Annotated in this window: 21 protein-coding genes; 12 read left to right on the plus strand and 9 right to left on the minus strand. The window is 69.2% G+C overall.

The window, feature by feature from the left end; all coding sequences use genetic code 11:
* The first annotated feature begins 92 nt into the window (after positions 1 to 92).
* From ACG04Q_RS17250 to ACG04Q_RS17260, 3 genes are all read left to right on the plus strand, one after another.
* Positions 93 to 1,334 (plus strand): glycerophosphodiester phosphodiesterase, encoded by a 1,242-nt coding sequence (locus ACG04Q_RS17250; protein WP_394512295.1) that lies wholly within the window; start codon positions 93 to 95, stop codon positions 1,332 to 1,334.
* Positions 1,335 to 1,441: 107 nt separating this feature from the next.
* A complete protein-coding gene (locus ACG04Q_RS17255) occupies positions 1,442 to 2,170 on the plus strand; it encodes a response regulator (protein WP_394512297.1) in 729 nt (242 codons plus the stop codon).
* Positions 2,171 to 2,175: 5 nt separating this feature from the next.
* The gene (locus ACG04Q_RS17260; protein WP_394512298.1) at positions 2,176 to 2,598 is read left to right on the plus strand and encodes a DUF3806 domain-containing protein; all 423 of its coding nucleotides are present in this window, start codon (positions 2,176 to 2,178) and stop codon (positions 2,596 to 2,598) included.
* 10 nt (positions 2,599 to 2,608) lie between these two features.
* Here ACG04Q_RS17260 and ACG04Q_RS17265 read toward each other — a convergent pair whose 3' ends face one another.
* Complete coding sequence (locus ACG04Q_RS17265; RefSeq protein WP_394512300.1) at positions 2,609 to 3,961, minus strand: MFS transporter; 1,353 nt, start codon at positions 3,959 to 3,961, stop codon at positions 2,609 to 2,611.
* A gap of 71 nt (positions 3,962 to 4,032) precedes the next feature.
* Here ACG04Q_RS17265 and ACG04Q_RS17270 point away from each other — a divergent pair, with 71 nt between their 5' ends.
* Entirely contained in the window at positions 4,033 to 5,133 is a 1,101-nt protein-coding gene (locus ACG04Q_RS17270) for a 6-carboxytetrahydropterin synthase (RefSeq protein WP_394512302.1), read from the plus strand.
* Positions 5,130 to 5,759, plus strand: coding sequence for a 7-carboxy-7-deazaguanine synthase (gene queE / locus ACG04Q_RS17275; protein WP_394512304.1), 630 nt, complete (start codon positions 5,130 to 5,132; stop codon positions 5,757 to 5,759). Before ACG04Q_RS17270 ends, queE begins: the two co-directional genes overlap by 4 nt.
* A gap of 24 nt (positions 5,760 to 5,783) precedes the next feature.
* Here queE and ACG04Q_RS17280 read toward each other — a convergent pair whose 3' ends face one another.
* The 3 genes from ACG04Q_RS17280 to ACG04Q_RS17290 form a co-directional block, all read right to left on the minus strand.
* Positions 5,784 to 6,395, minus strand: a complete 612-nt coding sequence (locus tag ACG04Q_RS17280; RefSeq protein WP_394512307.1) for a PH domain-containing protein — start codon at positions 6,393 to 6,395, stop codon at positions 5,784 to 5,786.
* 151 nt (positions 6,396 to 6,546) lie between these two features.
* The gene (locus ACG04Q_RS17285) at positions 6,547 to 7,215 is read right to left on the minus strand and encodes an OmpW/AlkL family protein (protein WP_394512309.1); all 669 of its coding nucleotides are present in this window, start codon (positions 7,213 to 7,215) and stop codon (positions 6,547 to 6,549) included.
* A gap of 29 nt (positions 7,216 to 7,244) precedes the next feature.
* On the minus strand, positions 7,245 to 8,420 hold the full coding sequence (locus ACG04Q_RS17290) for an SGNH/GDSL hydrolase family protein (RefSeq protein WP_394512310.1): 1,176 nt from the start codon (positions 8,418 to 8,420) through the stop codon (positions 7,245 to 7,247).
* A gap of 392 nt (positions 8,421 to 8,812) precedes the next feature.
* Between ACG04Q_RS17290 and ACG04Q_RS17295 the strand changes: the two genes are divergently transcribed.
* The 3 genes from ACG04Q_RS17295 (at position 8,813) to ACG04Q_RS17305 (ending at position 10,388) form a co-directional block, all read left to right on the plus strand.
* The gene (locus tag ACG04Q_RS17295; RefSeq protein WP_394512312.1) at positions 8,813 to 9,130 is read left to right on the plus strand and encodes a nucleotide pyrophosphohydrolase; all 318 of its coding nucleotides are present in this window, start codon (positions 8,813 to 8,815) and stop codon (positions 9,128 to 9,130) included.
* Entirely contained in the window at positions 9,130 to 9,774 is a 645-nt protein-coding gene (locus tag ACG04Q_RS17300; RefSeq protein ID WP_394512314.1) for a 3'-5' exonuclease, read from the plus strand. Before ACG04Q_RS17295 ends, ACG04Q_RS17300 begins: the two co-directional genes overlap by 1 nt.
* A gap of 95 nt (positions 9,775 to 9,869) precedes the next feature.
* The gene (locus ACG04Q_RS17305) at positions 9,870 to 10,388 is read left to right on the plus strand and encodes a GNAT family N-acetyltransferase (protein WP_394512315.1); all 519 of its coding nucleotides are present in this window, start codon (positions 9,870 to 9,872) and stop codon (positions 10,386 to 10,388) included.
* A gap of 73 nt (positions 10,389 to 10,461) precedes the next feature.
* Here ACG04Q_RS17305 and ACG04Q_RS17310 read toward each other — a convergent pair whose 3' ends face one another.
* On the minus strand, positions 10,462 to 11,220 hold the full coding sequence (locus tag ACG04Q_RS17310) for a PEP-CTERM sorting domain-containing protein (RefSeq protein ID WP_394512318.1): 759 nt from the start codon (positions 11,218 to 11,220) through the stop codon (positions 10,462 to 10,464).
* Positions 11,221 to 11,325: 105 nt separating this feature from the next.
* A complete protein-coding gene (locus ACG04Q_RS17315) occupies positions 11,326 to 12,369 on the minus strand; it encodes a hypothetical protein (protein WP_394512319.1) in 1,044 nt (347 codons plus the stop codon).
* Between the two features lie 199 nt (positions 12,370 to 12,568).
* On the opposite strand from ACG04Q_RS17315, the gene ACG04Q_RS17320 reads away from it, so the two are divergent.
* The 4 genes from ACG04Q_RS17320 (at position 12,569) to ACG04Q_RS17335 (ending at position 14,791) form a co-directional block, all read left to right on the plus strand.
* Positions 12,569 to 13,540: a helix-turn-helix transcriptional regulator gene (locus tag ACG04Q_RS17320; RefSeq protein ID WP_394512320.1), complete on the plus strand. Its 972-nt coding sequence runs from the start codon at positions 12,569 to 12,571 to the stop codon at positions 13,538 to 13,540.
* Positions 13,541 to 13,631: 91 nt separating this feature from the next.
* Positions 13,632 to 13,940, plus strand: coding sequence for an ElaB/YgaM/YqjD family protein (locus tag ACG04Q_RS17325; RefSeq protein WP_394512322.1), 309 nt, complete (start codon positions 13,632 to 13,634; stop codon positions 13,938 to 13,940).
* A gap of 156 nt (positions 13,941 to 14,096) precedes the next feature.
* Positions 14,097 to 14,480, plus strand: coding sequence for a phage holin family protein (locus ACG04Q_RS17330; RefSeq protein WP_394512324.1), 384 nt, complete (start codon positions 14,097 to 14,099; stop codon positions 14,478 to 14,480).
* Positions 14,477 to 14,791, plus strand: a complete 315-nt coding sequence (locus ACG04Q_RS17335; protein ID WP_394512326.1) for a hypothetical protein — start codon at positions 14,477 to 14,479, stop codon at positions 14,789 to 14,791. The genes ACG04Q_RS17330 and ACG04Q_RS17335 overlap by 4 nt, the downstream gene beginning before the upstream one ends.
* Here ACG04Q_RS17335 and ACG04Q_RS17340 read toward each other — a convergent pair.
* The 3 genes from ACG04Q_RS17340 to ACG04Q_RS17350 all read right to left on the minus strand — a co-directional run bounded on the left by ACG04Q_RS17340 (position 14,778) and on the right by ACG04Q_RS17350 (position 16,226).
* Positions 14,778 to 15,203, minus strand: a complete 426-nt coding sequence (locus tag ACG04Q_RS17340; protein ID WP_394512328.1) for a GFA family protein — start codon at positions 15,201 to 15,203, stop codon at positions 14,778 to 14,780. The two genes, ACG04Q_RS17335 and ACG04Q_RS17340, sit on opposite strands and share 14 nt — an antisense overlap.
* A gap of 163 nt (positions 15,204 to 15,366) precedes the next feature.
* Entirely contained in the window at positions 15,367 to 15,951 is a 585-nt protein-coding gene (locus ACG04Q_RS17345; RefSeq protein WP_394512330.1) for a cob(I)yrinic acid a,c-diamide adenosyltransferase, read from the minus strand.
* A 47-nt stretch (positions 15,952 to 15,998) separates the two neighbouring features.
* On the minus strand, positions 15,999 to 16,226 hold the full coding sequence (locus ACG04Q_RS17350; protein WP_394512332.1) for a hypothetical protein: 228 nt from the start codon (positions 16,224 to 16,226) through the stop codon (positions 15,999 to 16,001).
* Positions 16,227 to 16,293 lie beyond the last annotated feature (67 nt).

The following is a 16,293-nucleotide window of genomic DNA, read 5'->3' on the forward strand; positions in this document are numbered from 1 at the left end:
TCGCGCAGCAACAAGTTAGGGGGTGGCGGTTCACGGGGCTGTCACCGCCCCTGCCTAGCCTGCGCCGCATGTTTCCTCACCGGCCCCCCGCCATGTCCAAAGCCCTTCGTCTTGCCGGCATCTGCGTGCTGGCTGCCGTCTCGCTGGCCACGTCCCAGCGCGCCTCCGCCCACGACCATTCCCGCGCCCGCGGCGACAACGCGCCGCTGGTCATCGGCCACCGCGGCGCGGCCGGCTACCTGCCCGACCACACGCTGGAAGGCTATGCGCTGGCCATCGCGATGGGCGCCGACTACGTGGAGCCCGACCTCGTCGCCACGAAGGACGGCCACCTCATCGCCCGCCACGAGCCCAACCTGATCGCGACGACCAACGTCGCGTCGCTGCCGCAGTTCGCATCGCGCAAGCGCACGGCCATCGTCGACGGCGCGGCCGAGGTGGGCTTCTTCGCCAGTGACTTCACGCTGGCCGAGATCAAGACGCTGCGCGCCATCCAGCCGCTGGCCGACCGCAACGCGGCGTTCAACGGCAGGTTCGAGATCCCGACGCTGGAGGAAGTCATCCACCTCGTGAAGCGCAAGTCGGCCGAGGAAGGCCGGCGCATCGGCATCTATCCCGAGACCAAGCACCCCACCTACCACCAGCAGCTGGGCCTGGCGCTGGAAGACCGGCTGCTGCGCGTGCTGGAGCGCGCCGGCTGGAACCACCGCCACGCGCCGGTCATCGTGCAGTCGTTCGAGACGGCCAACCTGAAGTACCTGCGCAGCAAATCCAGCCTGCGCCTGGTGCAGCTGGTGGATGCCGACGACGTCAACGCAGACGGCTCGCTGGCCTTCAACAAGCCCTATGACAAGCCGTACGACTGGGTCGTGTCCGGCCGCGCCGGGCTGTTCAAGGACCTGCTGACGCCCGCCGGCCTGGCCGAGGTGCGCACCTATGCCGACGGCGTGGGCCCGTGGAAGCTGTACCTGCTGTCCAGCGCCTGCAAGGTGGTGGCGGCCGGCGGCGGCTGCGCCGACACCAACGGCGACGGCCTCGTCGACGAGCGCGACCGCAAGCTGCTGCCGGCCAGCGACATCGTCGCCAACGCGCACAAGCTGGGCCTGATGGTGCACCCCTACACCTTCCGCAACGAGCAGAAGCGCCTGGCCAGCGACCACCAGGGCAACCCGCTCAACGAGTACCTGGCCTTCTACGAGCTGGGCGTGGACGGCGTGTTCTCAGACTTCGCCGACACCGCCGTCGCGGCCCGCGCGCAGTTCCTGCTGAAGAACGACCCGGACTACGCCCGCTGCCTCGTCCGGGGCCGCGGTTGTGTCGCGAATCGCGACTGAACTTGTAAGCGCTCGAAAAACGCTGGCCTCCCGTGCAGGGATGCCGGCTTTCCTCGATGGTGAACCCGGGTGGCGGGTGATAGGCTGCCGGCCGTTACACACCGGGGATGGAGTCGATGTTTCACGAGTTGCAGGAGTTGTTGGGCGCCTACCTGATGCCGGTGCTGATCGCGGTGCCGTTGGCCATCATCGTGCTCATCGCCGCCTTCAAGCGTGACGACTACCGTCCGCCGCGCGAGTACACGCCGCCGCCGCGCCCGCCCGAGGGCCATCGCCCGCGCGCCGCGCAGCCGCCCGTGGTGCTGCCGCCGCTGCCCGGCATGCCCGGTGGCAGCAACCCGATGGCCAGCGCCTTCGTCACGGCGCCCACGCCCATGCTGCCGCCCGCCGCGCCGGTGGCGGTGCCGGAAGGCCCGCCCACCGTGCTCATCGCCGACGACTCGGCCGTGGTGCGCACCAAGCTCAAGCGGCTGCTGGAAGGCGCCGGCTTCACGGTCGTGCAGGTCAACGACGGCAACGAGGCGCTGGCCGAGCTGGACGCCAAGCCGCACATCGCCGTGCTGATCACCGACCTGGAGATGCCCAACAAGGACGGCTTCGAGCTGATCGCCGACGTGCACGGCAGCCTCACGACCGAGGACCTGCCCGTCATCGCCATCACCGGCCACGACGAGCTGCACGGCCGCGTGGGCCAGATCGAAGGCGTCTACGGCATCTTCAAGAAGCCCTGGAACGACCGCGAACTGCTCAAGCGCGTGCAGTCGCTGGTGCACCTGCGGGCGGCGGCATCGCGCCGCGGCCGCCGGGTGACGGACGTGCGCCCGCCGGCGGCTTGACGAGGATGTCTCAGGAATTCCTGCCGCTTTCGGAAACAGATCTCCAGAACCTGGAAGCCAAACGCCGCTGGGTACGTGAGCACTACGAGCGAGACGCGGAAGCAAAGTACCAAAAGCTGAGCGGCAAGTTGACATTGCTCAGCGCCATCCTGTCGAACGGCTGGATTCAACCAGACGAGACGCTGAAGCTGCAGTGCCTGGGCATCAGCTTTGGCGATGCGCTGGCTCAATTGATGGGCCTCGAATGGCGCATGGTTGTCGACGAGTACGGCCGAGACCCTGCGCTGATCCAGCCAGGTACCTCCATCGTGCTTTTCCCCCAGACGATGATCTCCAAGCGAATCGAAAAAGGCGAACGGGTGGACGTGCACGAGTTGTTCAAGTCCACATGCAACACGATTCAAGCCCTTCAAAGCGAAGGCGCCTGACACGAGTCAGCTAACGCCACACCCGCGGGCTGAGCGCCGATGCCGCCGCGGCCAGCGCGCAGGCCATCACCAGCACCGGCAGCACCTGCCGCGTGGCGGGGTCGAACAGCAGGCCGGCCAGCGCCAGCGCGGCGCTGCTGACGAGCGCATCGCTGAGCTGCAGTGCTGACGTGTTGCTGCCCTGCTCATCGGTTGGCGACAGCTTCAGCAGCAGCACCGACAGCATCGGGAACGACAGCCCGATGCCCAGCCCCACGCCCACCCAACCCAGCAGCGCGAGCCACGACGGCAGCGCGGCGGACAGCACCGGTGCCATGACGACGCCCAGCCCCGCCGCCGCGACGGCAAAGCCGGTGGGCAGCAACCGGCGCCGCGCCGCCTCGCCTTGGATGCGCGCCTGCACGGCGCTGCCGATGCTCCACGTGACGGCGCCGGCGCTCAGCGCAAAGCCCGCATGCGTGAGGCTCCAGCCGAAGCGCTGCGTCAGCAGCAGCGGCAGGAAGGCCTCGGCACTCGCGAACGCCGCCGCGATGAAGCCGCGCAGCAGGATGACCGTGGGCAGGCCGCGCGCCGCCACCAGCGTGCCGGCGGGCAGCAGCCGGCGCGCCGCCAGGAAGGCGCCCAGCAGCCCCAGCCCGAATAACAGCCCGGCACGCGTGCCGCCCTGCTGGCTGGCCGCGTGCAGCAGCAGCGCGCCAGCGCTGGCCAGCAGCGCCCAGCGCATCGCCCCCCACTGCAGCGCTTCGCCCGTGCCGCTGCCCACGCGCCTGAGCGCCGGCAGCGTCAGCGCGGCCGCCACCGGCACGGCCGCGGCGACGGCCAGGAACACGGAGCGCCAGCCCAGCGTCTGCACGAGGAAGGACGCCAGCGCCGGCCCCACCAGCCCGGGCACCACCCACGCGCCGGCGAACATCGCGAACATCTTGGGGTGCAGCGGCGCCGGCACGACCTGGCCCACGCCCACGTACAGCGCCACGCCCAGCACGCCGCTGCCCAGGCCCTGCAGTGCGCGGCCCAGCACCAGCGCCGTCATCGACGGTGCGAAACCCGCCAGCAGCAATCCCGCCAGGAACACCGCCAGCCCCAGCAGCGACGCGCGGTAGGGGCCGCGCTTGTCGCACAGCTGGCCGGCCGCCGTCATGCCGATGACCGACGTCGCCAGCGTCGCGCCGAAGGCCAGCGCATACAGCGGCAGGCCGTCCAGCGCGTCGGCGACGGCCGGCATCGCGGTGGCGACGGCGATGGCCTCGAAGGCCAGCATGGAGATCAGCGCAACGGCGCCCACGCAGGCGGCGCGGCGGCCGGGGGCGAAGAGCTGATCGGCGGCGGCAGGGGGGGCGATGACGGGATCGGACAGGTTCATGGCCGGCAGCCTAAAAGTTCAAGCCCGCTTCAAGTCAAGCAGGCCGCGAAGCCGCGGGGGACAATCGGGGCATGTCAGTTTCGGTCCTTCACTGCGCGTCTGCCGGCTTCGAGTCGGCCTGTCGCATTCCCGCGCTGCCGGCCTCGCACCGCAGCCACGGCCTGCACGGCCACAGCTATTTCGCCACCGTGCGCAGCGCGCTGCCCGCCGGCTGGGCCGCCTTCCCCGGTGGCGAGGTGGAGGGCTTGCGCGCGCGCATGGCCGGCACCGTCGCGCCGCTGGACCATGCGCTGCTGAACGACCACCTCTCCGAGCCCACCGACGAGAACCTGGCGCGCTGGGTGCGCAGCCGGCTGAACGTGGACGTGCCCGGCATCGTGCAGGTGGGCGTGCAGAGCACCACGCACAGCGGCGTGGACCTGGACAACGCCGGCCACGCGCATGTGTGGCGGCGCTACCGCTTCCAGGCCGCGCACCAGCTGCCCAACGTGCCGGCCGGCCACCAGTGCGGCCGCATGCACGGCCATGGCTTCGAGGTCATCCTGCATGCCAACGCCGACCTCGGCGAGCGTGACCTGTCCATCGACTACGACCACCTCGACGAAGTTTGGGCGCCGCTGCACTTCGAACTGAACTACCGCTGCCTGAACGACATCCCCGGCCTGCACAACCCCACCAGCGAGAACATCTCGGCCTGGCTGTGGGCGCGGCTGAAGCCCGCGCTGCCGGAGCTGAGCTGGGTGACCGTCTACGAGACGGGTTCCAGCGGCGCCAACTTCAACGGCCAGAGCTACCGCATCTGGAAGGAGATGACGCTGGACAGCGCCGTTCGCATGAAGCATGCGCCATCGGGCCACCCGCTGGCCGGCACGCACGGCCACACGTTCACGCTGCGCCTGCACCTGGCCGCGCCGCTGGACCAGGTGATGGGCTGGACGGTGGACTTCGGCGATGTGAAGAGTCTGTTCAACCCGATCTTCAAGCGGCTGGACCACCACCCGCTGTACGAGATGGCCAACCTGCCCGACGGCGACGCCGCCAGCATCGCGACCTGGGTGCTGAACGAGGGCGGCTCGGTGCTGCCGCAGATCGACCGCGTGGACCTGTACGAGACGCGCGGCTCGGGCGCCATCGTCAGCCGCGCCGACTCGGAAGAATTGATTCCCGTATGACGTACAGCGTCAAAGAACTGTTCTACACGCTGCAGGGCGAGGGCGCCCAGGCCGGCCGCGCGGCGGTGTTCTGCCGCTTTGCCGGCTGCAACCTGTGGACCGGCCGCGAGCAGGACCGCGCAACGGCCGTCTGCACCTTCTGCGACACGGACTTCGTCGGCACCGACGGCGAGGGTGGCGGCAAGTTCGCGACGGCCGACGACCTGGCCGACACCATCGCCAAGGCCTGGCCGGGTGGTGGACGACCTTACGTGGTGTGCACCGGCGGCGAACCGCTGCTGCAGCTGGACACGCCGCTGATCGACGCGCTGCACGCGCGCGGCTTCGAGGTGGCGGTGGAAACCAACGGCACGCAGCCGGCGCCGCCGGGGCTGGACTGGATCTGCGTCAGCCCCAAGGCCGACGCGCCGCTGGTGCTGACGTCAGGCCACGAGTTGAAGCTGGTCTACCCGCAGCCGCTGGCACAGCCCGAGCGCTTCGCCGGGCTGGATTTCCAGCACTTCTTCCTGCAGCCCATGGACTCGGTGCTGCAGCGCGACCACACCAGGGCCGCCGTGGCCTACTGCATGGCCCACCCGCAGTGGCGGCTGTCCGTGCAGATGCACAAGGTGGTGGGCATTGCCTGACGAACCCTCGCTTTCAGCTGACCATCAGTTCTGGATGTAGCGCTCGAACACGCCGCCGAAATCCTTGCGGCTGAGCTTGTCCAGCACGACGCTGTTCACGGTGTTGAGCAGCGACAGGTAATGGCGGCTGACCTGTTCCTCCGTGACCTCCTGGCCCAGCTTGAACATCTGCCCGGTCACGCCCAGGCATTGCAGCGCGTGGGTACGCGCCTGTTCGTCGCGCTCCTGCAGCTTGCCGATGCTGTGCAGCGCCTTGTAGAGATCCTTGAGCTGCTCGATGAAGTTCTTGCGCACGTCGATGCTGAACGGCGCGCCGTCACCGATGTGGAACTTGATCTCGACGTCCATGTCGATGGTGCCGGCCGTCTCCAGCGTCACGTGGCTGATGCGGTGGCTCAGCCAGTCGTAGCGCTTGATGACGCGCTTGGACGACACGGCGGATTCGCCGTCCACATGCACCAGCGCGAGGTTGGTGAAGCAGTACTCGTCCTTCTTGGACTTGATGAGGAAGTAGATCTTCTCGCCGTCCTCGCTGAACAGGTAGTCGTCGGCATCGACCTTGTTGAAGTCAGCCGCGGGCACGATGACGCCGATGTCGCTGAGGCCCAGCGCCTCGGAAGCCAGTTTCTTGAACATCGTTCACTCCATGAAAAGGAAGCGCGAGTGTGCCGCCCCAGGGGTGATCGCAACGGCATGGCCGCGCGGGAATATGAACGCCCCGGCAACGGCAAGACCGCCATGAAAAAGGGAGCCCTCGGGCTCCCTTCGATCAGCAGCCGAGGCTCACTCAGAACCGGTAGCCCACGCCGAACTTGATGGACACCGGGTCCAGCGTCGTCTCGATGGTCTGGCCGGTGGACAGGCTGCCGGTCGTCTTGATGAAGGTCTTGGTGACCGACAGGCTGGCGGACCAGTCCTTCGTGATGTTGTAGGCCGTGCCCAGCTCCAGCGTCGCGCCCAGGCGGCTCTTCATCGACAGCGTGGTGGGGTTGCTGGTGGTGCCGCCGGTGATGCCGGACAACGTGGCCGTGGCCCTGGGCTTGAAGAAGTAGCCGTAGGTGGGGCCGACACCGATGAAGGGGCGGAACGTGCTGCCGGCGTCGCCGAAGCGGTACTGGGCCAGCAGCGTGATGGGCAGCGACTTCACGGTGCCCAGCTTGCCCACACCGTCGATGGCGCCCGCGCCCACCACGTCATGCTTGAACGGCAGCGCGATGGGCAGGTCGATGCTGATGTTGTCGGTCCAGTAGTAGGTGACGCCGCCGACGAAGGAGGTGGCCTTCTTCACATCGACCTTGGTGCCGGCCAGGCTGGGCGCGGTGAGGTCGCCGCTTTCGACCTGCGGGTTGATCTGGGCCGCGCCGCCGTAGACGACGAAGCTGCCGGCCGACTGCGCCCAGGCGCTGCCGGTGGCGAGCAGGGTGACCAGCGCACCGAGGAGGAACTTGGTTTTCATGGGTTGTCTCCGAGAACGGGGTGCGGGGTTTACAGCCAGCCCTTGGTGGCCAGCGATTTGGCGATGAGCTGCTGGGTCAGCTGATGGCCATAGGGCGTCGGGTGGAAGTTGTCGGAGAAGCCGTAGCTTTTCCACCAGTCGGCGCCGCTGACGCCAACGGGCGGCGCAGCGGACAGCGAGGCGTCGGTGCAGGTCTTGAGCGTGTAGGTGAACAGCCCCGTGGCGGGATCGGTGCCGGTGGAGGGGCAGGCGGGCGTCGCGATGTTGGTCAGGCCGAACTGCGCGGGCGTGGCCACCTGGTCCTGGAAGCCCTTGTAGAAATCAATCAGCACCACACGCTCGTCCGCCGCCACCTTGCTGGCCAGCTGGGTGTTGTATGCCGAGATCCAGCCCTGGAACAGCGTCTGCATCTGCGCGCGCAGGGCCGTGCCGCCGACCGCCGCAATGTTGTCCAGCACCTTCTGGAAGCGCGGCGTGTACGTGATGTCGGGGATGTTCATGACGACCACGCGGGTCGCCCCCTTGTCCAGCACGCTGGCCTTGATCTGGCCGTGGAACTTGTCGGCCAGCGCCTGCATGTAGGCACCGCCGATCTGCGCGACGGTGGTGGCGCCGCCGGTCAGCGCGGCGTTGATCTGCGCCGGCGTCAGCAGCGTGCCCAGCAGCGCGGCGTACTTGGCGGTGGAGGCCGCGTTGCCCGGCTGGATGGCCAGGTAGGCGCCCACCAGCGCGGCGGCGTCGTTGCCGCCGCCGTCGATGATGACCAGGTCGCTGGCCGTGTAGCTGCCGGCCGCGGCATAGGTGGCCATCTGCGTGCCGATGGTCAGCGGCACCAGCGCGCTGTTGGCGCCGGCGCCGGTGTAGTTGATCTCACCGCCGCCGATGGCGAAGTTGGTGCAGCCGGTCTGTGCCGTGTTGGCCGCGAACGGGGCCGTCGGCGACCCGGTGAAGGTGAAGAAGTTGCACAGGGTGAGGCCGTAGTTGGCGGCCACGCGCTCGGCGTAGATCAGGTTGCCCGTGCCTTGCACGGTGAACTTGTAGCCGAAGGTGCCGCTGTCCTGAAGGCTGTCGCCGAACACCTTCACAGACGTGATCTTGACCTGGGGCGTCGTGTCGGCCGTGGCGCCACCGCCGCAGCCCGTCACCATCAGGCTGCCAAGCAGTGCGGCCGAGGCCGCGGCGATCCGGGTGAGGAAGGGTTTCATCGTTGTCTCCTGGGCGACACCACACGTGCGATGCGCTGTAAATCTAGGGAGCGCCACTCTAGCCGCAGCTTTTTAGAACGATCGTTCGTTTTTTCCCTTGGTCAGGTAAAGAAAGGCGACTGAAGGCTGGCGGGCGCCGCCTAGAACGCGCGGGGCAAGTCTGTGGATGACGCCGGGACAACCTGGCAGATATCCACAGCGCCGGGCCCTCCGGCCAAGTTGTTCCCAATCGCGGGACAAGTCGTCCGGGGGCTGGCGCACAGGCTTTTGAGAAAACCAAGCAATTGATGCGATTGAACTTTTTGCTGTTGTCCACAGCCCGCGCCGCCCTCTACTACCACGACCAATTTGAATTCTTCAATACAGTCTTGAATACAGAGGACATCTTTTCCATGGACGTTTCCGCCCTCCAGGCCCGGCTGCGCCGCTTCGCGGCCGACCGCGACTGGCAGCCCTACCAGACCCCCAAGAACCTCGCGATGGCCATGACGGTCGAAGCGGCCGAGCTGCTGGAGATCTTTCAGTGGCTGACGCCGGAGCAGTCGTGCGACCTCAGCGACGATCAGCGCCGCCACCTCGGTGAAGAGCTCTCCGACGTGCTGCTGTACCTGGTCCAGATCGCCGACCACGGCGGCGTGGACCTGGAAGCCGCCGTCGAACGCAAGCTGGCGATGAACGCCATCAAGCACCCGCCACTGAAGAGGTCTTGATGGAAACCATTGCCGTCGTCGACTTCGAGACCACCGGTCTCGGGCCCACCAGCGGCGGCCGAGCCACTGAAATCGCCGCCGTGCTGGTGCGTGGCGGCGAGGTGGTGGACAGCTGGAGCAGCCTGATGAACAGCGGCAGCTGGGTACCGCCGCACATCCAGGCCTTGACCGGCATCACCAACGAGATGCTGGAGGGCGCCCCCGACTCGGCCACCGTCATGCGCGAGCTGACCCGTTTCACCGCAGGCTGCCCGCTGGTGGCGCATAACGCGGCTTTCGACCGGGGCTTCTGGCAGGCGGAGATGCAGCGAGCCGGCATTGCCCCCGATCCGGCACATGAATTCGCCTGCACCGTGCTGCTGTCGCGCCGGCTGTGGCCCGAGGCGAAGAGCCATGCGCTGGGAGCGATGACGAGTTTTCACGGCATCCGCTTCGATGGCCGTGCGCACCGGGCGATGGCCGATGCCCGCGTGACGGCCCAGCTGCTGCTGAAGGTGCGCGAGGAGATCGCACGCCGCTTCGCGCTGGACCTGGGCGATGCCGACGTGGACCATGCGCTGCTGGCCACGCTGCAGCGCACCCCGCTGCGCTGGCTGCGGCGCGGCCTGGTGGAGCATGTGAAGGCGCAAAGACAGACTGCTTGAGCGCAGGAAAAATTTCTGTCAAGAGCCGGTGTTACGGACTTGGGCAAGGACAATCCCGCCCTTTCGTGCCCCGCGTATTGCTCAAGAAGAATTCCATGTCCGTGATCCAGGTTCGCCCCGCCACCCTGCGCGATGCCAAGGCCATCGCCGAGATCCATGTCGCTGCCAGCCAGGACGCCTACAAGGCGCTGCTGCCCGCCGCCGCGCTGGATGCGATGTCGGTGCAGAAGCGCCAGGCCTTCTGGCGTGAAGCCATCGACCTCTGCGAGCCGCAGGTCATCGTGGCCCATCTGGACAACAAGATCATGGGCTTCGTCGGCTTCGACCGTTCGCGCGACAAGGGCACGCCGGCCACCACCGGTGAGATCTGGGCGATGTTTGCCGACCCCGTCCACTGGGACAAGGGCGTGGGCCTGGCGCTGTGGGATGCCGCGCGCGACGGCCTGCAGGAAGAAGGCTGCACCAAGGCCACGCTGTGGTGCTACCTGCGCAACGAGCGCGCGCTGCGCTTCTTCGAGCTGGCCGGCTTCAAGCGCGAGCTGGGCAGCGCCCGCACCACGGAAGTGGGCGGTTCGCGCGTCGAAGAGATCCGCCTGTTCCGCTCGCTGGTCTGAACCCGCTGCCGGTCGGCGGCGAAGCAAAAAAGCGCCCCGCGGGGCGCTTGCTTTTTTGCCGGCTTGAAGCCGATCAGCCGCGACGGCGGCGCGCCACGGCGCCCACGGCCAGCAGGCCGGTCAGCATCAGCGCGTAGCTCTCGGGTTCCGGCACGGCCGTCACGCTGAAGGCGGTCGTGTTGGGCAGCTGCGAGGCATAGCTGCCGTTGTTCGGGTTGTTGGTCCAGTTGGCGATGTTGCCGACCAGCGGCTTGTAGGCCGCCAGGCTGGCCTGGCCCGAGCGGTCGCCGATGTACTGCTCCCACTCGGCGCCGCCGCCCAGCGCGATGGCGCCGTTACCGACGCTCAGGCCGGTGTTGGTCAGCGTGCCGGCGGCGGCGGTGCCGAACGCGGTCGTCGTGATGGCGGCCAGGAAGCTGGGCGTGCCGGTCGCCGAGCTGGCGGTGTAGGCGTAGATCGAGTCCTCGTCCTGGTTGAGGCCGTAGTTGGTGCTGCCGCTGACGGCGGCGCGGCTCAGCGTGCCGGCGCTGGCGGCCAGTGACGTGGTGTCGATCTTCGAGAAGCGGATGACGGTGCCGGCCGCGATGGTGGCGCTGCCGCTGACCCACTGGTGGTAGCTCTCGCCGCTGTTGAACGCGGAGCCGTTCCACTCGTTGTCGGTGAAGTAGATCTTGGTGTTGGCGGCGATGTCGACGAAGGTCACCAGCGCCCAGCCGTCTTCGTCGGCATTGAGGGCAGTGAAGGAGATGTCGCCGGCAGCCAGCGCGGCCACAGCGCTTTGCGAGACGAGGGCCGCGGCGGCAGCGGCGATCAGGGCGAGGTGCTTGGTCATGGTGTCGGGGCGTTCAGGGGAGACGGGCGCACTGTCTCGCCCGGCAATGAAGACGCCGTGACACCGTGCATCACCGGCCCCCCGCGGCTGCGGGGGGCTTGTCGCTCAGGCCGCGTAGCCGCCGGTGGCCAGCGCCCAGCCGTCGGTACCGTCGTCGTGGCGCTGCACGTGCACCGGGCAGAGCTTGCGGGCTGCGGCGCGTTCCACCAGCGCCTCGGCCTGCTCGGGCGTCAGCTGCAGCGCGAAGCGCGTCCAGCGCTTTTGCACCAGCGGCAGCGTCCAGGCGTCTTCCAGCGCCCAGCGGATCTCATGCGGCTGCTGCAGTTCGGCGGCGGCCAGCACGCGCGGCGCCAGCGCCAGCAGGAAGCGGTTGAAGTCCGTGCGGAGTTGATCGGTGGGCAGCAGCGCCTCGAGCCGGCTCAGGCGGGCGCTCCAGCCCGGCGTGGCGAGCTGGCGGGTGACCAGTGCCTGCAGCGCCTGGATGGGGTTGAACAGCCGCAGCCGGTTGGGCGGCAGCACGCGCAGCGGGATCTGCGCGGCTTCCTCATGGCTCAGCGGCGTGACGAAGCTGCTCAGCACGGCCAGGCGCTGCCACTGGGCTTCGTCCAGGCCGCCGATGCGGGTGATGGGGCCGGCGGCGCAGCTGGCGGCCATGTCCAGCAGCGCCTGGCGGCCGCGGCTGCCCTTGGCGCGGTTGGCACGCTGGCTCATGACGGCCAGGTTGCCGGCCGCGTAGCCGGCGTCGTCGCGGACGCGGTCGATGCTGCGGTTGTCGTCACCCAGCAGGTCGCGGGTGATGGGGCAGTGCGTGGTGTCCAGCTGCGCGAGGTGATGGGGCGTGAGCTGCACGTCCTCGTAGCTGCGGCCGCGGGCCCAGGCATGCGTGCGCAGCGCCAGCCACAGTTCCACCTGGGGCGTGGCGGGCGTGCGCACGGCGCGGCCGCGGGCGGCCATCCAGCCGCGCTGCAGCGGCGACTGCGGGTACAGGTGGGCGATGGGCGGCGTGATGCCATGCAGCGCGTAGTCGCGGCCCAGCGCGAGGCCCACGCGCTCGTGGGCGCTGACGACGGCGGGCGTGTCGTCCATGTCCAGTGCGAACTGGGCCAGGGCGGGGTGGGCGTGGATCTGGGCGGTGTGGACGGCTTGCATGGCGGGCTCCGAGGTTGAAGAGGCCTGGGCTGTGGAATCGCTGGCCTTGCAAGCAGTCTGTGAGCCGGCTGGCTCATGAGATGATCCACCGCGAAAACACTGTAAATATTTTCAGCAAAGGACGGAGCCCCACGCTCGCGCCGCTCGCTGCCTCCCGAGGAGGCGCCAGCGGTTTCGGGCGGCCGGGTACCGCTGGCCCATGGACCGCACCGAACGCTTCTACAAGATCGAGCACCTGATCCGCTCCCGCGGCTGCGTGTCCTTCGCGGCGCTGCTGGAGGCGCTGGAGGTGTCGCCGGCCACGCTCAAGCGTGACCTGGCCTACCTGCGCGAGCGGCTGGATGCGCCCATCGAGTACGACGCCGGCGAGAACGGCTACCGCTTCGGCCAGCAGTGGCGCGGCGGCAAGCACGAGCTGCCGGGCGTGTGGTTCAACGAGGCCGAGCTGCACGCGCTGCTGACCATGCAGCAGATGCTGGCCGGGCTGGACGAGCAGGGCGTCGTGGGCCGGCACCTGCAGCCGATGTTCGACAAGATCACCGGCATGCTGGGCGTGGACGCCGCCGAGGCGGACGAGCTGCGCCGGCGCGTCAAGCTCATCGGCACGGCGCGCCGGCGCATGGCCAGCGACAGCTTCGAGACCGTCGGCAGCGCCGTCGTGAAGCGCAAGCGCCTGGCCATCCGCTACCGCAAGAAGACGGGCAGCGGCGGCGTCAGCGAGCGCGAGGTGTCGCCGCAGCGGCTGGTGCACCACCGCCATGCCTGGTACCTGGACGCCTTCTGCCACCGCAGCCAGGGCCTGCGGCGCTTTGCGCTGGACGGCATCGAGGCGGCCACGCTGCTGGAGGCCGACGCGCAAGCCCTGGCCCTGGACGAGCTGGAAGCCGAGCTGGACCGCGGCTATGGCATCTTTGCCGGCGGCACGCCGCGCGAGGCCGAGCTGCTGTTCAGCGCCGAGGCGGCGGCCTGGGTCTCGCGCGAGGAATGGCACCCGGCGCAGCAGAGCGAGTTCCTGCCCGACGGCCGCTGGCGGCTGCGCCTGCCCTACGTCGACGACACCGAGCTGCTGATGGACCTGCTGCGCCATGCCGGCCAGGTGCAGGTGGTGGCGCCGGCCGAGTTGCGCGAGGCGCACGCGGCACGGTTGCGGCAGGCCGTGGCGGCGCTGTAGGACAAGCGCGCGTCGTTTGAGCGGGGTCATGTTCCCCGCATGCAATCACGTTAGGCTTGACCCGTGTCTGATTTCGAACCAGGAGCCCGTGATGAGTGATACCGCCCAAGCGAAGGAAAAGCTGGCCGCCGATTTCCGTGCCGTGATGGATGACATCGACGCACTGATGACCACCACCGGCAAGGACGTCACCGTCGAGGCCAAGGCACTGCGCGCGCGCATCCAGGAGCGTCTGAGCGGCGCCAAGGAAAAGCTGCTGGATGCCCAGCACGACGCCATCCAGCGCGCGAAGGATGCCGCCGTCGCCACCGACGACTACGTGCATGCCAAACCCTGGCAGGCCATCGGTGTGGCTGCCGCGGTGGGCCTTGCCCTCGGCGTGCTGATCGGCCGCCGCTGATCATGAAGCCCCTCGTCCAAGGCCTACCTTGGCCGGTCCCCCGAGGGGACGGCGATGCTTGCCGGCTCGACCGGCAAGCACATCGCCCGTGCGGCCCGGCTTGGGAGCGGCCCGGCGCTCGGGCCGCAAAGACCGGGCCACGAGGGGATTGAAGCAGTGAGCGATAACCAGGAACCCGTCTCCGGGCCGCTGCGGCGGCTCGGCACCTCGCTGCTGACGCTGGGCCGCATCCGGCTCGAGCTGCTTGCCATCGAGGTGCAGGAGGAGAAGGAACGCATCGCCGGCCTCGTGCTGTGGGCGGTGCTGGCCGCACTGCTGGCGGGCTTTGCCGTGCTGATGCTGCTGGTGCTGGCCGTCGTCGCGCTGTGGGACAGCCACCCGCTGCTGGCGCTGGGCGCGGCCTCTGCCGTGCTGGTGGCTGCGGCTGCCGTGGCGCTGCGCCAGCTGAAGGCGTTGACGTCGCAACCGGCAACGCTGTTCCAGGCCAGCCTGGCCGAGCTGCGTGACGATGCCGACGCGCTGCGTCGCCCTCAGCCGTGATTCCGCGCCTGCCTCACGACCCGGTGCAGCGCGTGGAGCGCAAGGCCAACCTGCTGCTGGCGTCGGCCGTGCTGCGCGGCCAGGTGCAGCGCGACGCGGACGACGTGGCCGGCCGCGCCGATGGCGTCGCCCGGCGCGTGCTGGTGGTGCGCAGCTGGCTGTCCGACCTGCTGGTGCAGGCCGCCGTGGGCGGCGGTGCGGCCTTATTTGCCGCTGCCGGCCAGGGCCGGCGCCGCCGGCTGTGGGGCTTGCTGCGCTGGGGTTGGGTGGCGTGGCGGGTCTGGCGCGGCCGGTCTTCTACGCCGCGTTGACCTGCGGGCTGTCCCGCCCCCGGCCGTGCGCCGCGACGCCGGCCAGCTCACCCAGCCAGGGCATGGCCGAGTCGTGCCAGACCTGCAGCCGCGGCGGCAGGTCAGCGCGCTCGTTGACACAGCCGAGCCGGATGTTCAGCGTGCGTGGCGTGTCCGCCTCGGTCGCGAACAGCTGCGTGCCACAGTCGCTGCAGAAGGCCTGCGCGCGCCGGTTGCCGCTGGCGGCCACTTTCACGTAATGCCTGGGCGAGCCGGTCAGCTCGACCTGCTCGACCGGCACCGGCAACACGGCCCGGAACGGCCCGCCGGAGATGATCTGGCAGTCCGCGCAATGGCAGGCGAAGACCTTGCCGGGGTCTGCCAGCGCAGTGAAGCGGATGGCGCCGCAGTGGCATTGGCCGGTGATCTTCATGACTTTCCTTCCAGCAGTTTGACCAAGTGAGCCGAGCGCCCGGTCGCTCCCAAGCTGGCCCTTGGGCGATGTGCATGCGGCTCGATGCCGCATGCATCGCCGTCCCCTCGGGGGACCGACCAGGCTCGCTCGCGTTCAGCGACGCGAACCTGGGCGAGGGGCGTCAGCTTTCAGCCGTGTCCAGCCGCTTCATGCGCTCGCTCTGCCAGTAGACATCGTCACCGCCCAGGCCGTCGAGATTGGCACGATTGAGCACGCGGGCCAGCACGAATAGCAGGTCGGACAGGCGGTTCAGGTACTGGCGCGGGGCGGCGTGCAGCGTCTCCTGCGCAGCCAGCGTGATGACGGCGCGCTCGGCGCGGCGCGCCACGGTGCGGCATACGTGGGCAATGGCCGCGCTGCGCGTGCCGGCTGGCAGGATGAATTCCTTCAGGCGCGGCAGGTGCTCGTTGTAGTGCGCCAGCGCCTCGTCCAGCCGCAGCACGGCGGCGTCCTTGAGCAGCGAGCCGCCAGGCCAGGACAGTTCGCCGCCGAGGTTGAACAGCTCGTGCTGGATGGTGACGAGGAGGTCGCGCACGTCGGCCGGCAGTGGCTCGGCCAGCAGCACGCCGAGCTGGGAGTTCAGCTCGTCGACGTCGCCCATGGCCTGCACGCGCAGGTGGTCCTTGGGCACGCGGCTGCCGTCCGAGAGGCCGGTGGTGCCGTCGTCGCCGGTGCGGGTGGCGATCTGGGAAAGGCGGTTGCCCATGTGGCGGTCTGCAGGGGTTGCGAGGCCGCCATTGTCCCCAGACGCGCTCAGTGACGCCGGCCGGTGCGGTGGAAGGCCGGCTTGTGGATGGGGGATGGGTGCGGGCGCAGGCCGGTGGCCGGGGTGACGCGCGGCCGGGGCGGGGCGTCGTGCGGCGGCGGCGGCGCGTTGAACAGGTCGCGCCAGCGCAGCGTCAGCAGGTCGAAGCGCACGGCGCCGAAGACGATGAGCGCAGCGGCGGCCAGCACCAGCAGCCAGGTCAGGGTGGGGTCCATGGCGGTCTCCCAGGGTCGACGTGCGGCCATGCTGGCACCGGCGCGCGCGGGCTGCAACACAATCGTT

Origin of the sequence: Pelomonas lactea, assembly GCF_043555885.1 — a bacterium.
Lineage (GTDB): Bacteria > Pseudomonadota > Gammaproteobacteria > Burkholderiales > Burkholderiaceae_C > Pelomonas > Pelomonas lactea.